Origin of the sequence: Pseudoalteromonas sp. K222D, assembly GCF_017653575.1 — a bacterium.
Classification (GTDB): Bacteria; Pseudomonadota; Gammaproteobacteria; order Enterobacterales; family Alteromonadaceae; genus Pseudoalteromonas; species Pseudoalteromonas nigrifaciens.
This window is the reverse complement of sequence record NZ_JAGGDL010000008.1, coordinates 60,422-75,224: the sequence shown is the minus strand read 5'-3', so window position 1 is coordinate 75,224 and position 14,803 is coordinate 60,422. Positions and strand designations below refer to the sequence as shown.

General features: G+C 40.2%; 16 protein-coding genes. 5 read left to right on the top strand and 11 right to left on the bottom strand.

The window, feature by feature from the left end; genetic code table 11:
• Nucleotides 1-10: 10 nt before the first annotated feature.
• Nucleotides 11-1,351, bottom strand: coding sequence for a sigma-54 dependent transcriptional regulator (locus J5X91_RS06400; RefSeq protein ID WP_208834268.1), 1,341 nt, complete (start codon nucleotides 1,349-1,351; stop codon nucleotides 11-13).
• Nucleotides 1,352-1,580: 229 nt separating this feature from the next.
• On the opposite strand from J5X91_RS06400, the gene J5X91_RS06395 reads away from it, so the two are divergent.
• Nucleotides 1,581-2,093, top strand: coding sequence for an NUDIX domain-containing protein (locus tag J5X91_RS06395; protein ID WP_208834267.1), 513 nt, complete (start codon nucleotides 1,581-1,583; stop codon nucleotides 2,091-2,093).
• Nucleotides 2,094-2,127: 34 nt separating this feature from the next.
• Here J5X91_RS06395 and J5X91_RS06390 read toward each other — a convergent pair whose 3' ends face one another.
• Together J5X91_RS06390 and J5X91_RS06385 are read right to left on the bottom strand one after the other, a co-directional pair.
• Nucleotides 2,128-2,625 (bottom strand): YgjV family protein, encoded by a 498-nt coding sequence (locus J5X91_RS06390; protein ID WP_011329050.1) that lies wholly within the window; start codon nucleotides 2,623-2,625, stop codon nucleotides 2,128-2,130.
• 48 nt (nucleotides 2,626-2,673) lie between these two features.
• Nucleotides 2,674-3,240 (bottom strand): Crp/Fnr family transcriptional regulator, encoded by a 567-nt coding sequence (locus J5X91_RS06385; RefSeq protein WP_182678290.1) that lies wholly within the window; start codon nucleotides 3,238-3,240, stop codon nucleotides 2,674-2,676.
• Nucleotides 3,241-3,512: 272 nt separating this feature from the next.
• Between J5X91_RS06385 and J5X91_RS06380 the strand changes: the two genes are divergently transcribed.
• Entirely contained in the window at nucleotides 3,513-4,892 is a 1,380-nt protein-coding gene (locus tag J5X91_RS06380) for an NAD-dependent succinate-semialdehyde dehydrogenase (protein WP_208834266.1), read from the top strand.
• A 203-nt stretch (nucleotides 4,893-5,095) separates the two neighbouring features.
• Here the strand turns inward: J5X91_RS06380 and J5X91_RS06375 are convergent, their stop codons facing one another.
• From J5X91_RS06375 to J5X91_RS06365, 3 genes are all read right to left on the bottom strand, one after another.
• On the bottom strand, nucleotides 5,096-6,172 hold the full coding sequence (locus J5X91_RS06375; RefSeq protein ID WP_011329053.1) for an endonuclease/exonuclease/phosphatase family protein: 1,077 nt from the start codon (nucleotides 6,170-6,172) through the stop codon (nucleotides 5,096-5,098).
• Nucleotides 6,173-6,191: 19 nt separating this feature from the next.
• Nucleotides 6,192-6,641, bottom strand: a complete 450-nt coding sequence (locus J5X91_RS06370) for a hypothetical protein (protein WP_011329054.1) — start codon at nucleotides 6,639-6,641, stop codon at nucleotides 6,192-6,194.
• Nucleotides 6,642-6,720: 79 nt separating this feature from the next.
• Nucleotides 6,721-6,969, bottom strand: a complete 249-nt coding sequence (locus tag J5X91_RS06365; RefSeq protein WP_011329055.1) for a TIGR03643 family protein — start codon at nucleotides 6,967-6,969, stop codon at nucleotides 6,721-6,723.
• A gap of 181 nt (nucleotides 6,970-7,150) precedes the next feature.
• Here J5X91_RS06365 and J5X91_RS06360 point away from each other — a divergent pair, with 181 nt between their 5' ends.
• Both J5X91_RS06360 and J5X91_RS06355 read left to right on the top strand, forming a co-directional pair.
• A complete protein-coding gene (locus tag J5X91_RS06360) occupies nucleotides 7,151-7,810 on the top strand; it encodes a YoaK family protein (protein ID WP_011329056.1) in 660 nt (219 codons plus the stop codon).
• 73 nt (nucleotides 7,811-7,883) lie between these two features.
• The gene (locus J5X91_RS06355; RefSeq protein ID WP_208834265.1) at nucleotides 7,884-9,950 is read left to right on the top strand and encodes a TonB-dependent receptor; all 2,067 of its coding nucleotides are present in this window, start codon (nucleotides 7,884-7,886) and stop codon (nucleotides 9,948-9,950) included.
• Here the strand turns inward: J5X91_RS06355 and J5X91_RS06350 are convergent.
• On the bottom strand, nucleotides 9,938-10,732 hold the full coding sequence (locus J5X91_RS06350; protein ID WP_011329058.1) for a helix-turn-helix transcriptional regulator: 795 nt from the start codon (nucleotides 10,730-10,732) through the stop codon (nucleotides 9,938-9,940). The two genes, J5X91_RS06355 and J5X91_RS06350, sit on opposite strands and share 13 nt — an antisense overlap.
• 114 nt (nucleotides 10,733-10,846) lie before the next feature.
• Between J5X91_RS06350 and J5X91_RS06345 the strand changes: the two genes are divergently transcribed.
• The gene (locus J5X91_RS06345) at nucleotides 10,847-12,040 is read left to right on the top strand and encodes an MFS transporter (RefSeq protein WP_011329059.1); all 1,194 of its coding nucleotides are present in this window, start codon (nucleotides 10,847-10,849) and stop codon (nucleotides 12,038-12,040) included.
• 80 nt (nucleotides 12,041-12,120) lie between these two features.
• On the opposite strand, the gene J5X91_RS06340 is transcribed toward J5X91_RS06345, so the two are convergent.
• The 4 genes from J5X91_RS06340 to tyrS all read right to left on the bottom strand — a co-directional run bounded on the left by J5X91_RS06340 (nucleotide 12,121) and on the right by tyrS (nucleotide 14,682).
• Nucleotides 12,121-12,558, bottom strand: coding sequence for a Rid family detoxifying hydrolase (locus J5X91_RS06340; RefSeq protein WP_086993227.1), 438 nt, complete (start codon nucleotides 12,556-12,558; stop codon nucleotides 12,121-12,123).
• A 7-nt stretch (nucleotides 12,559-12,565) separates the two neighbouring features.
• Nucleotides 12,566-12,979, bottom strand: a complete 414-nt coding sequence (locus J5X91_RS06335) for a GFA family protein (RefSeq protein WP_011329061.1) — start codon at nucleotides 12,977-12,979, stop codon at nucleotides 12,566-12,568.
• Between the two features lie 132 nt (nucleotides 12,980-13,111).
• The gene (locus J5X91_RS06330) at nucleotides 13,112-13,312 is read right to left on the bottom strand and encodes a hypothetical protein (RefSeq protein WP_226898010.1); all 201 of its coding nucleotides are present in this window, start codon (nucleotides 13,310-13,312) and stop codon (nucleotides 13,112-13,114) included.
• A gap of 107 nt (nucleotides 13,313-13,419) precedes the next feature.
• The gene (tyrS, locus tag J5X91_RS06325) at nucleotides 13,420-14,682 is read right to left on the bottom strand and encodes a tyrosine--tRNA ligase (protein WP_208834264.1); all 1,263 of its coding nucleotides are present in this window, start codon (nucleotides 14,680-14,682) and stop codon (nucleotides 13,420-13,422) included.
• Nucleotides 14,683-14,803 lie beyond the last annotated feature (121 nt).

Below are 14,803 nucleotides of genomic sequence, written 5' to 3'. Positions count from 1 at the left end.
TCCTCAAATTTTATTTATATTCGCCAATGCCACCATAAGCATTAAGGCGGTTATAAAGTGTTTTAGTACTAATACCCAGCATTTGTGCAGCCAGTGTTTTATTACCTTGTACCTTATCGAGCGTGGCATGAATAAGTTCTTTTTCTACTTCTTCAATGGTTTGTCCTGCCGATACTTGCTTGTCGTTAACTTGGCTATTCACTTTTGAAAATGGCGACTCTAAATTATCGGGTAAGGTAATATCACTGGTTTGTGGTTCGCTCATAATAAAGGCACGATGTATTGCATGGCGTAGCTCGCGCACGTTACCAGGCCAGTCATAGCTTTGTAGCTCTTTTAACTGTTCGTTATTCCAATTAAATGCGGTGCCATTTTCATCATTTAATTGCTCTAAAAAGGCATTTGCTAATAGTGGAATGTCTTCTTTACGATCGCGCAGTGCCGGTATATCAATAGGAAACACTGCCAATCTAAAGTAAATATCTTCACGAATAATATTATTTTGCGCTAAATCGGTAAGTGAGCGGTTAGTAGCTGAAATAACTCGGCAATTTGTAGGTATTTCGCGGTTTCCGCCAACACGTGTTACTTTTTTTGTTTCTAGCACGCGCAGTAAGTTAGGTTGCATACCAATTGGCATTTCGGTTACTTCGTCTAAAAATAACGTGCCGTCATTTGCTTGTTCAAACACGCCTTCTTTACGTGCAATAGCACCGGTAAATGCGCCTTTTTCATGGCCAAACAGCTCACTACTAATTAACTCTTTTGAAAAACCACCACAGTTACTTGCCACCAGCGGTCCTTCACATTCGCTGGCATTATGAATGGCCTGAGCAACCACTTCTTTACCCGCCCCACTTTCGCCCATAAGCATTACGTTGGCGTGGGTTTTAGATACTCGCTCTATCATGGTGTACAGCTTATGCATTGCTGTAGACTCACCTATTAGCGTACCAAAATGGCGGGTTATAGCTGATGATTTTGTTTTTTTAATTGTTTTTTTCGGGCCATTTAATACCCGCTCAAGATCTTCACGCTGTAATGGCTTTAATAAATGCGCAACATTTGGCTCGCACATATCGGCTAAAATTCCCTTTACCGAAGGATGCCCAGATATTAGAGTTATTTTAGGTGAATGGCCTATCATTTTTAAATGATCAAGTAGGTGCAAGCCGCTACCGTCGGGGAGCATAAAGTCGAGCAGTATGTGATCAAAACTATTGTTTTCTAGCCACTGATGGGCTTCTTTTAAACTAGTTGCTGTACTTATGTTATGGCCGAGGAATTCGACTATATGACAAACCACGTCACTAAACTCAACGTCATCGTCCACTAATAGTATATTTAACATGATTAATCCCTATGCTTTTTTATTATTCTACTTGGCCTTAGCACTAAAAGAAAGGCGCGCTATTTGTAGCTTAAATTACAGAGCTTATATTATTTAGTTACATTTTCATCAGTGAACAGTGTAAGCATACTTGATGTACTTAAACTTAAAAAACACTCACTTTATATACTATTTAATAAAAACCTAAAATAAATAACTGATATAATTTAACTTTATTACAGGAGAGCCAATGCGCCCATTAAAAACCCTCATTCACCCAAGTATTAATATTGAACAAGGCAGCCAATTTACACGTATTACCGCCCGCGCTATTGCCATGCATAAACAGCATATTTTATTAATGTATACAAAGAGATACGATGATTTTAGTTTACCTGGTGGCGGTGTTGATGAGCACGAAAGTATAGAGCAAGGGTTAATACGTGAGCTACAAGAGGAAACCGGCGCACAAAATATAGTAATAAAAAAAGAGTTCGGCCTATATGAAGAGTACCGCCCTTGGTACAAAGACGACTTTGACATTATTCATATAAAGTCTTATTGCTATGTATGTAATATTGACCAAAAGTTAGGCCAAGCGCAGCTTGAACACTACGAGCAACAAAATGGTATGGTTGCCAAGTGGGTAGATATAAATGAAGCAATTGCCCATAACGAGCGAACACTTGCCACCAGCGATAAGCAGGGGCTGTCGATTATTCGCGAAACCTATTTACTCAAAGAAATAGCTAAACAGTTATAGCCTGTAATTAGCTTTACTTACACCTGAGTAAAGCTCAACAAGGTATTTTTTTTGTGCTATAAAAACGATACAAGCCAACTAAATTACTGCTTAAAAATAAGCTTTCCATAACAATAGCGACCGGAGAGCCTGCAAAAACGTTATGGCTTATCCAAAATAAAGTACCTACAACCATACATAAACGCATATGTAAGTCGTGCTTTTGAAACGATGCAAACGTTTGAATTAATGTCGCAATAAGTGCCAGTGCGCTAAACCAATCTTGCCAAGTAAAATAAACAGCCACGCAACACAGCAACATAAAAGCATACATTGCCCACGTTTTACGTGCATAAATGCAGTAAAAATACCTAAAGGCAGCAATTAACATTAAGCAGCCTGCACTATTGTGCCCCAACATAAAAAAGTGCACTGCAGTCAGCAATACCGACATAAATAAGCAGGTTAAAATTAACGAACGCGACTTAAACTGAAACGAAGCAAGGTCAAGTAATGTTGCTATAGCAACTAACGACTGAGCAATTAAAAACATAGTGACTCCTTAAAACAGCAAGTCTAACTAGCTTTAACGTTATTACTCTTAACTTAAGTTAAGTCGTTTACGAATTCTTGATAAAGAAATTGCCGAAATACCAATATACATAGCCACTTGAGTTAAACTTAGCTGCGCCAACCAATGGGGCTTTTCGGCTAATAAATAACGGTAGCGTTGCTCGGGTGTATTAAGCAATAAAAATGCTTCTTTGGCCTCTTTAAATATAAGCTGCTGCGCAATAAGTTGTTGCTTAATTATTTGCCATTCGGGTTGATTAAATATATTCAATGGGACGCTAATAACGCTTACCCTATTAATTACTTTTAGTTGATAAAACGCTTCGGTATTCGTTAGCCAGTTTCCATAAAGTAGCGCAAACTCATCTTTAAAGTAAAACTCCTTACACCTTTGCCCGCCCTGTGCATCATCATGTATTGCACCTAACACCCCATCAAGAATTAAATAGCCATAACGCTGCTTTTGCCCTTGTTGTAACAATACGGTATCGCGCGCTATATGCTTAATTGGGTATTGCGCTGCAAGTTGCAGTTTTAAATTTGCAGCAAGTTCTTGATAGCTATCGCCTAGCGGCAAGATTGAAATTTCATTCATTTATATTAACCATTTTTTGATGAGGGTTTACTGGCTCTAACTTGCAAGCTAAGCCTAAAAACACGTAAATTACTTTAATTTTCTTGTAAATTTTGCAGCTACTTGCATTGTTTACAAAATATAACAGATAAATAAACTATAAAAATATTAAATTCATATTATAAAAAACATTAAATTTATTAATAACATAAACTTATAAATAAACTCGAATAGAACCTTAACTGGCATTACCTTTGCACTTCTCAGTACAGACAAACATAGAGGAGATTACAATGAGCAACACAGTTAATACGATCAATCCAACAACTGAGCAAATCATTAATACCTATACGCTGCTGTCGCAACAGCAAGCTGAGCAGGTAATCGAAAAATCTCATCAAACCTATTTACAGTGGCGCTTAGTGTCAGTGACCGAACGTGCAAAACACTTAAACAAATTAGCTTCATTATTCGAAGAGCAAAAAGATGCCATAGCCAAGCTTATGACCGAAGAAATGGGTAAAGTATACGCCCAAGGTTTGCAAGAAGTTGAACTGTGCGCAGGCATTTGTCGTTACAGTGCCGAGCACGGCCCTAAAATTCTTGCTGATGAAGAACGTGACATGGACGGCGGTCGCGCAATTGTTAGCTATCAGCCTACGGGTGTACTACTTGGCATTCAGCCTTGGAACTTTCCGCTTTACCAGGTAATTCGTTACAGCGCCGCTAATATTATGGCCGGTAACACCACAGTGTTAAAGCATGCCAGTAATGTATTTGGTATGGCCGAAAAAATTGAAACCTTGTTTAAACAAGCCGGATTTCCTGAGCACTGCTTTAGTAACCTACTTATTGATGGCAAAACAGCCAGCGCACTCATAGCGCATAAAGCGATTAGCGGCGTTACCTTTACCGGTAGCGATAGCACAGGTAAAAAAGTGGCCGAGCAAGCGGGTAAATACGTTAAAAAAACCGTACTAGAGCTTGGTAGTAACGACGCATTTTTAGTACTTGATGACGCCGATTTAGAGCTTGCCGTAAAAACCTGTGTAACAGGACGTATGATCAACAACGGCGAAACGTGTGTTTCGGCAAAACGTTTTGTAGTGGTTGAGTCTCTGTATGATGACTTTAAAGCGCAAGTAAAACAGCAGTTTGAAGCCATGAAAATGGGCGATCCAATGGCCGACGGCACTGATTTAGGCCCAATGGCACGTAAAGATTTACGCGATGGTATTCACGAGCAAGTAATGCAATCGGTTAAAGCAGGAGCAAACATAGTCACCGGTGGTGAAATACCAGAGCAAACCGGCTTTTACTACCCTCCTACGCTACTTGATAATTTAGCGCCAGGTATGCCAGCATACGATGACGAATTATTTGGCCCTGTTGCCTCGCTTATAAAAGCGAAAGACAACAACGATGCAATGAAAATTGCTAACTCGTCTCGCTATGGTTTAGGTGGTGGTATTTTCTCAAAAGACTTGAAAAAAGCCATTGAACTGGCTAAAAAGCACTTCGACACCGGCATGATCAACATAAACGGCTACGGTTTAGCGCAACCAAACTTACCATTTGGTGGGGTTAAAGAAAGTGGCTACGGTCGAGAGCACGGCGGCTTTGGCATGCGCGAATTTGTGAACGTTAAAAGCATCATGATCCACAGCTCATAAACTTACTATAAAGTACGAGTACTAAACACTCGTTACTAGAAAGTAAAATAAAACACCGCGCTAATGCAGCGCGGTGTTTTTGTATTCAATTGATCTAACATCAACTTTTTGTTATTACGATTTTATATCGCACTTTTACTCATCTTTTTTATCACGTGCTAAAACGCAGCGCCTTAGCTCTTTATAAATTAATTACTGAAAGCTTAACTCTTTTCAAACACTGGCACTTTGCGTTTATCTGCTTTGCTCATAGCGAGTTGTTGAATCTCTTCTTGCTTGTGCTGCGCCGATTTAGTTTCTAGCGATTGTTGGTCGGCATTTTCAAAGGTTAGCTCGGTTAATAGCGCGAAGTGATCTGAACCATATTTAGCTAATCGTTTAATACGCTTTACTTTAAACCCTTCGCTGTGAAATAAATGATCCAGCGGCCAGCGCATAAAAAAGTAACTAGCATGAAACGTGTTGTAAAAGCCACGGCCTTTACGGGGGTCTAATAAGCCACTAATTTGCATAAACAAACGAGTGCTGCGCGACCAAGCTACGTCGTTTAAGTCGCCTGCAACTATGGTTGGCCGTGTTGGGTTTTTAAGTGCTTTTGCTACCATAATTAGCTCTGAGTCGCGCGGCCGCGATGAGTCTTCTTCGGTGGGGCTTGGTGGCGCTGGGTGAATAAAGTGCGCTTGCATTTTAACCCCTTGTGCACTTGCAAATAAAATATGAATTGACGGTATGTCGTCTTCTATTAGCTGGCATATTTGTGCGTCAAATATTTTAAATTTACTGTATAGGTGCATGCCGTAACGGTTGTCTTTAGGGCACTCTATGTAATATGGATAGTCTTTTTTAAGTACTGATAACTTATTTTGCCACCAGCTGTCACTTTCAAGGGTAATAAGCAGGTCGGGTTGATGCTGATCAACCAAGCTAATTAATTGCTCACTGTTATGGTTCGACATAAGTACATTTGCCGACATAATTCTTACACTGTGCGCAATGTGTTTTGAGGCGCTTTGCACTTCTTTTTTTGCCAACCAAGTATATGGGTATATCCACTTTCCCTGTAAAAACAGAATTAATACAGCGCCTGCAACTATATACAAAAAGTCTGTGGCGTTATTAAATGCAAAGTACCCAGCAACACATGCTATAAAGCTTGCAATATAAAACACTTGTAAGCGAATAAAGTCGCAACCACGCACCAGGTAATGCTGGCTATACGCCATAGGTAATAGCGTTATAAATAATAAAAAACTTGTTATTATTGCCAGCGTAATAAACATTTAAATTCCTGTTGGTTGCTTATCGACTCAAAATAGACAGTATTTCGCGTGTGTCGTGTACCATATGAATAATAGTACGATCTACCTCTATGCGTACAGTACCTTTATCTCGGTATCTGTCTATTACTTTGGCACGCTTATAAATATCACGCTCTAAAATATCACCTCTGTGGTAACTTTTATGCCAACCCGGTGGTGTCCACCCTTGACGAATAAGTTTTTTAGCTTCTTTTTTAGATAAGTGGTTATCGTGGCGATCATATTTTTTATGGTGTTTTTTCCACTCATGCTTATTTGAATAGTGTTTTTTATTATGGTGTTTTTTATTGTAGTGCTTGTTTGAGCCATGCTCGTATTTACTATGTTTATTATGGTGCTTATCATAATAATCATCTTTGTCGTGCTTTGCTTGTGCGTTAAATGAGCTCAATATTAAAATAATTAATGCGCTATAAATGGTTTTATACATAGTTAATCTCTGCTTTAGTTAATAACGCAAGATTAACAAGTTAGCCTGAACATTATATGAAACTCTGTATAAATTAATCTTAACGCTGCTTATATTGCGTTTTACAATGGCTGCGCATAATGGCGGGATCACGCAGCTTTAAATGTTTGGTTTTGCGCCCAGCGTGGCGTTTTCGCCATACTTTAAAGCTACCGCTGGCAATATTTTGGCGCATAAAAACCACCAACTGCGAATAGTTTAAGCCATAAAGTTGCTCTATTGCTTCAAACGGGGTTCTATCCTCCCATGCCATTTCTATAATGCGCGATTGCTGCTGGGCGTTAAACATAGTTATTTTCTCTTTAAAAAATAACTAATACGAAGCACTAAAATTGCACGATCAATTTAACTTAAGCCATATAAAATAGAGATATATTTAATTACGGTTATTTTTTATCATTATTTTAGAAGAAGAAAGTTTAAGTGTATGATATTAAATATATCTATAACCAAGTATAGAGAAGTTAACTATGTTTACAAAGCTGCCACGCTGGGTTGAATATGGCGCATTTACACTGGCATTTATTGCCGGCATTGTGAACGCCGTGGGTTTATTAGGATTTGAACATCAGGCTATTTCTCATTTGTCGGGCTCTGTTACTTTATTTGGCATTAAATTAATGAGTGATGGCAGTGCGGCATTATTACTGTTTAGTATCATAATTAGCTTTATGCTTGGCTCTGCGTTGTCGGGGTTTTTACTCAACGGTGGTTCGTTAAAGTTAGGCCGACATTACGATACTTTATTGTTTATTGAAGGGTTATTACTACTAGCCAGTGCCTACTTACTTTATAGCTCCTTTGTTTATGGCATAGTGCTGGCATCTGCCGCTTGTGGTTTACAAAATGCGCTGGCAACCAATTACAGTGGCGCAGTAGTACGTACTACACATTTAACCGGTATTTTTACCGACCTTGGTTTAATGATGGGCCGCGCATTAAAAGGCGATGCTGTAGATGGCCGAAAATTCATGGTGTTTTTACTGATCACCCTAGGTTTTTTATGCGGTGGTGTAATTGGGTTTATGCTATTTGAATTGTTTTCTGTAGCAACTTTAGTAGTACCGGCTGTTATGTGCTTTATTTTATCAATTACTTATCGGCTTTATCGTTTACGCAATACCGTTTAACGCAAGTTATTTCAATACGTTTGCCTAACGCTTACCATAGCACTATTGCCATATAATCAATGTGTAGGAATATATGAAACGCCATTACTTACCCCCTTTGCTGTTACTCTCTCAGCTACCACTTATAGCCATTGCCAAGCAAAATGATGCTCAGCCAATTGAGCGCATAACAACCACTGCGTCGCGTGTTGAGGCGCTTAGTACACAGTTACCCGTAATTATTAGCGTGCTCAATGAAGCACAATTAAATGCCATTGCTCCTACGCATATTGAAGAAGCCATGCAAAGAGTCGCTGGCGCAAATATACAACGTGGTAATGGCCAAGAATATTTACCCGCGCTGCGCTCACCTGTTTTATCCGGCGCAGGTGCCTGTGGTGGTTTACTCACACTTGAGGATGGTATTGCACTAAGAGCAGCTGGGTTTTGTAATATAAACGAGTTGTTTGAAGCACATAGCGAAATGGCGCAGCGTATAGAGGTACTTAAAGGCCCTGGTTCTGCCCTGTATGGCTCAAATGCGGTGCATGGGGTTATTAACGTGATCACCCCAGATACAACGCAAGATGGCGGCTTAATCGGACTAGATTATGGCTCGTTTGGCTATAACCGCTATAAATTACGTGCTGGCCACGATATGGGCAGCAGTGGGTTAGGTATTAACGCCAGCATTACTGACGACAGCGGCTATCGCGATGATGAAAGCGTAAAACAACAAAAGGTAAACTTACGTCACCGGTATAATAATAGCGATTTAGCGCTTACTTCTGGGCTTACTTATACCCATTTAGATCAACAAACCGCAGGCTTTATTACTGGCCTTAAAAGCTATAAAGACGAGAGCATAGCACAACAAAACTTTGATCCGGATGCGTTTAGAAAAGCACGTTCGTTACGAGTATGGAGTAACGCCACTTGGCAAATAAATGACGATACACTCTCAACAACGGTGTATTTTCGTAACCAAAGTATGGACTTTTTTAAGCATTTTTTACCTGGTACGCCACTAGAGTACAACAGTCAAACCGGTGTGGGGCTGCAGTCGCTTTATCAACATCAGCTAGAGGATAATATTAAGCTTAACTTTGGCCTAGATGGCGAATACACCCGCGCCGACTTTTTACAAAGTCAAAACAAGTCAACTCAAGGCTCGGCATTTTTAGTTGCTACAGTACCCCAAGGTAAGCATTACGATTACGACGTAAATGCCACTTTATATGCACCTTTTGCCAGTGTTGATCTGCAACTAAACGATTGGTTAGTGACTCTTGGCGCTCGTTATGAGCACATGCAATACGACTACACTAACAACATGTTAGCGGGGCGCACGAAAGAAGACGGTACAGAGTGCGGATTTGGTGGTTGCCGATATAGCCGCCCTGCAAGTACAAAAAATAATTTTAGTAACTTATCGCCAAAACTTGGGGTTAGCTATCAGTACACTGTTAATAACCTGCTTTATGCTAACTTTTCGCGTGGCTACCGAGCGCCACAAGCCGCCGAGTTATATCAGTTACAACGCCAGCAAAACACCACTAATTTAAGTGCCGAAATAGCTAATAATGCTGAGTTTGGCTTAAAAGGCGTTTATCAAAATAGTCGTTATAATTTATCGGTTTATGCTATGAGTAAGCACCATACTATTTACCGCGACAGCGACTTTTTCACCGTGAATAATGGCAGCTCGCGCCACCGCGGGATTGAGCTTGAACTTGAGCATGCTCTCACCTCAACTTGGTCAGTTAACTTTGCCGCCAGTTATGCCAAGCATAGTTATACTAATGAGCAAATACTCAATAATATCAATATTAAAGATAATGATGTTGATACCGCCCCGCGTAAAATTGCCAATTTAGATTTAACCTGGCAGGCGTTTAATAACGCCAATGTGGCACTGCAATGGCATCATGTTGGTCGTTACTATACCGATCCTGAAAACTTACACAGTTATGACGGGCATGACATTTTAAGTTTACGAGCACAGTGGCAAATAACAAATAACTTAGCGCTTGCAGCGCGTATTATTAACTTAACCGATACCGCTTATGCCGAGCGCGCCGATTACACTAGCTTTACCGGCGACCGCTACTTTCCAGGGCGGCCACGTAACGCCATGATCTCAGCAACTTATAGCTGGTAAACATCCAGATCGCTCATGTAACGCATGGGCGATTTTTTCATTACTTTTTTAAACATAGTAATAAACGCACTCACCGACTCATAACCTAATAGCTCCGATACCTGCTGCACACTTTGCTGATTAGATAACGCCTGCAGTGCAATTATAATATGCAATTGAGTGCGCCATTTACCAAAGGTCATACCGGTTTCTTTTTTTATTAACCGCGCTAAAGTACGTTCAGTTAAAGCAAATTGCTGTGCCCATTGTGGCAATGTTTTACGGCTATAAGGCTGGCTAATAAGTTGATTGCTCATGTTTTTAATAACACTGTTTTTTGATAGTACAAAGTCTAAAGGTTGAATTGGCATATCCACCAGCTGATCAAATAATACCTGTGCAAGCCGTGCGGTTTTACCCGTTAAGCTATAGTTTTGCTGATTACTTGCCAAACTAAGCATTAACTCTTTTATTAATGGGCTAATGGTTAATGTACAGGCTGTACTTGGCATACCTTGTAAGTTTGCATCAATAAATAAGTGGCATAAATGCGCATTATCAGATGCTCTATTACTGTGCTCTACATTTGCCGGGATCCAAATGGCGCTATGAGTAGGCACCATCCACATTTTTGTTGCCACTTCACAGGTAACATAACCGTGCAGGGCTAAAATTAACTGCCCTTTTGGATGAGTATGCAGCGGAATTTCACGGCTAAGCTGGGCATATTCTATTTTAGCAATAACCGGCTGCGGCATGATTTCAAAGTTTTTTATTTCATTCCAATCTTGGGGAAGCTGCATTTTGTCTGTTTTTAGTTATTTAATGTCTCTTTTACTAAATTATAGTGATGACTTAGCCTTTATACTAGTCTCTATTGCTTCTTGCTAAATAACCAACCTGCTAGGACGTTTACCTTGTTAACTCAACAATCTCAATCTCGCTTATCTTACGCATTATTAGTACTGGGAATTTTACTTATTGCCAGTAACTTACGTGCGCCAGTGACTGGTTTAGCCCCCGTGCTGGACCAAATAATTCTTAGTTTTAATTTAAGCGCATCACAAGCCGGTATGCTTACCACCTTACCGTTAATTGCATTTGCTTTAGCAAGCCCATTAGCCACTAGTTTAGCTAAAAGGCAAGGCTTAGAAGTGTCGCTTTTTATTGCCCTTATTTTAATTGGCTTAGGCTTAGCATCGCGCATGATAGATTCTGTGCCGGTACTTTATTTAGGCACCGCCGTCATTGGGGTCGGCATTGCGATAGGTAATGTGCTGTTACCGAGTTTAATTAAGCGCGACTTTGCACACAAAGTGGCTGTAATGACCTCGGCGTATGTGCTTGCTATGGGTATTTTTGGCGGTAGTTACTCAGCGTTAATTATTCCCCTTGCCGAATATAAACAAATGGGCTGGCAAATTGCTTTAGCCAGTTACGCGTTAATTACTTTAATAAGTTTATTTATTTGGTTACCGCAATTAAAGCTACGCACCAAACCGACTAAAGATCTGGTTGAAAACACCGGTGACGTTAAAGTGTGGCGCCAAGCCCTTGCGTGGCAAATTACTTTGCTACTTGGCTGTAACTCGTTATTTACTTATATAATTATTGGCTGGTTACCAAGCATTTTAATAGACAGTGGCCACAGCGCACAACAAGCGGGTGCGCTGCAAGGCTCATTTCAGGTAGCTTCGGCTTTACCCGGTATTATCTTAATTCCCTTATTAGCAAAACTAAAAGATCAGCGCGTACTCACCTTTGTTTTAGGAGTGTTGGCAAGCCTGTCGTCGATTGGACTGTTGTATATGCCAGACTATGCGTCTGTGTGGTCAATCACTATGGGGTTTTGCTCGGGTGCATGCTTTATATTGGGCTTGTCGTTTATTAGTTTACGTACTCACGACTCACATCAAGCTGCGGCACTTTCTGGTATGGCGCAGTGTATTGGTTATTTACTTGCCGCTACTGGGCCTATTATTGCAGGTGCGCTGCATAGTTATTTTGGTAACTGGGCATCTACTTTATGGTTTTGCGCAGGTGCGAGCGCGCTATGTGCGGTGTTTGGTTATTTAGGCGGGCGTAATATTACTATGCGCAACAAAGCGTAAGCGTTAATTAAAAGTGGGCGGTGTAATCATTTGCCCACTTTTATAACTAATTATAGTTTAGTACTTTTTATATATTTAGCTTAAACAGCGCCAATACATTCAACCTCTACAACTGAATTTAGTGCTAACGCTTTTACTGCAAACGCACTGCGCGCAGGATATGGCGGGGTAAAGTATTCAGCATATATTTTATTAAACATTTTAAAGTCATTTATGTCGGTTAGCATAACCGTACACTTTACTATGTTTTTCATACTGTAATTATGCTGCTCTAGGGTGCTTTTTATATTTTCGAGCGTTTGCTTAGTCTCTGCTGCAAAACCACCTTGTGCTAGTTTACCACTGCTTGTAAGCCCAATTTGACCCGACATATACAAGGTATTATCGACCCTTACAATTTGCGAAAAAGGTAAACTTGCTGAGGCCGCATTTAAGTGCTCAATATCACTGTTTTTTGCATTAGCAAAACCACTGCTCAATACACTGGTGAATAAGGTAATTAATGTTATTTTTTTCATTATAAACCTAATTTTTTGGGGTGGTGGCAAATGCAGGCACTTGCACTAAATCGTTCAACCAACTAACGCTAGACTGACACCAAATTTGCGCTACTGGCGTAAACTCATCGCGTTGATCAACCGCCCCTATTCTAAGGCCATATACACGGTTTTCTGTCGCTTCGTTGGTAGCATAAAGTGAGGTGCCACAATTACCACAAAACCCTTGCGCACGTTTATTACCACTTTGTGCCGTTTTTATATATTCTTTAGGCTTACCTTGCGTAAAAGTAACGCCGTTAGGCTCACTCATTATTACCGCTCTAAATGGCCCACTCGACATGCGTTGGCAATCACTACAGTGGCACACTAATAGCGTGTTACTTTGTGTTTTCGCTTGGTATTTTATGTCGCCGCAGTAACAGCTTCCAGTTATGTTCATTTTATATATCCATTATTTTTAACGAGCTCCACCCTTAAGGGTGCTTCGGTATTACACGAGTTTTATATTAAAAGTGTACCTGCATAGCAATAAAAAACCACAGCCTAAAGCAACTATTTAGTGCCTCTAAATTTATGATAAATACTGTTTAAACCAACGAAATAAATTAAAAAAGCGTGATTTAGCAATATGCTTATCAGCACTGTTTTTATTAAGCGCATCACGGCGCGCTTGCGCTATATTTGCTTTAGCAGCAAAGCGCAAGCGTTGCTCATTACTAAGATCGTCTTCAAAGTTAAGCTGTAACTTTTTTACCTCACGGCTACGTTTCATTGAACTACACATAGTACTACCTCAAAAAGGCTATTAACCTAATTAGTAGACAGGCTATGTGCGTTTTTTATTTCATAGGATGTTCAATTCAACACGCCTGTAACACTTTAAGCTAACTTAATAAGCCTAAATTGCTTTTTACCACGCTGCATTACCCAAAAACGATCAAACAGCGGAAAATCTAACTGTGCGTGCTCATCTGTAATGGCCTCGCCATTAATTTTAATCGCATTCGCGTTTATTAACTCACGTGCAGTACGCTTTGAGCTGGCCAGTTCACTTTTAACCAGTAACTCAGCAATATTAATTTTCGCGTCGCTAATAGCGTGTACGGCGAGCCCATCTTGCTCTAATTGCTCAAGCTCTGCCAAGGTGAGTGTTTGTACTTGGCCGTTAAACAATAATTGCGTAATGCGCTGCGCGCTTGCTAAGCCTTGTTCGCCATGTACAAAGCGGGTTAATTGCTCGGCTAAAATACCTTGCGCTTGAGGCTTTTGTTGGCTGGTAATGTCATTCGCTTCAATGGCTTTAATTTCTTTTACCGATAAAAAGGTGTAAAAACGCAAAAAGTTGTATACATCGGCATCGTCACAATTTAACCAAAATTGGTAAAAGCGATACGGTGAGGTTTTTTTCGGATCAAGCCAAATTGCGCCGCCTTCCGTTTTACCAAACTTAGTACCGTCTGATTTAGTAATAAGTGGCAAAGTTAATCCATACACAGTTTGCTTATTTAAGCGGCGGGTTAAATCAATCCCACTTACTATATTCCCCCACTGATCGTTGCCGCCAATTTGCACACTACAACCCAGTTCGCTATTTAATTTAGCAAAGTCGTACGACTGCAATAAAGTGTAACTAAATTCAGTAAACGATAAACCTTGATCAGGGCGTTGCAAACGTTGCTTTACCGACTCGCGGTTGATCATATTATTAATTGAAAAGTGCTTACCTACATCGCGAAAAAAATCCAACACTTCAATACAGCTAAACCAGTCGGCATTATTTTTTAATTGAATTGGCTCGCTTAAATGCGGGTTCATTACGCTCTCTACTTGTGAGCTTAAATCTGCTACCCAACCTTGTACGGTTTCTTTACTGTTTAAGCTGCGCTCGGTGGCTTTAAAGCTTGGATCGCCAATTAACCCGGTTGCGCCACCAATTAATGCCACCGCTTTATGGCCGGCATCACTAAAACGCTTTAACATTAGCAAAGGTACTAAGTGGCCAATATGTAAACTGCCCGCGGTAGGATCAAAACCACAATACACAACTTGCGAGGTTGCTAATAACTGCTCAAGCTGCGCTAAATCACTAACCTGAGAAACCAGGCCGCGATGTGTAATATCTTCCAGTAATTGTGTTGTCATTGTATTTATCCCACACACATGTGTTAATTAGTTAGGGTAAAAATACTAATTAAAGCTGCTACACAACCATATATCCCTAAAGGGATAGAAAGTACTTTATATTAATCAATTTAAGTAGAAG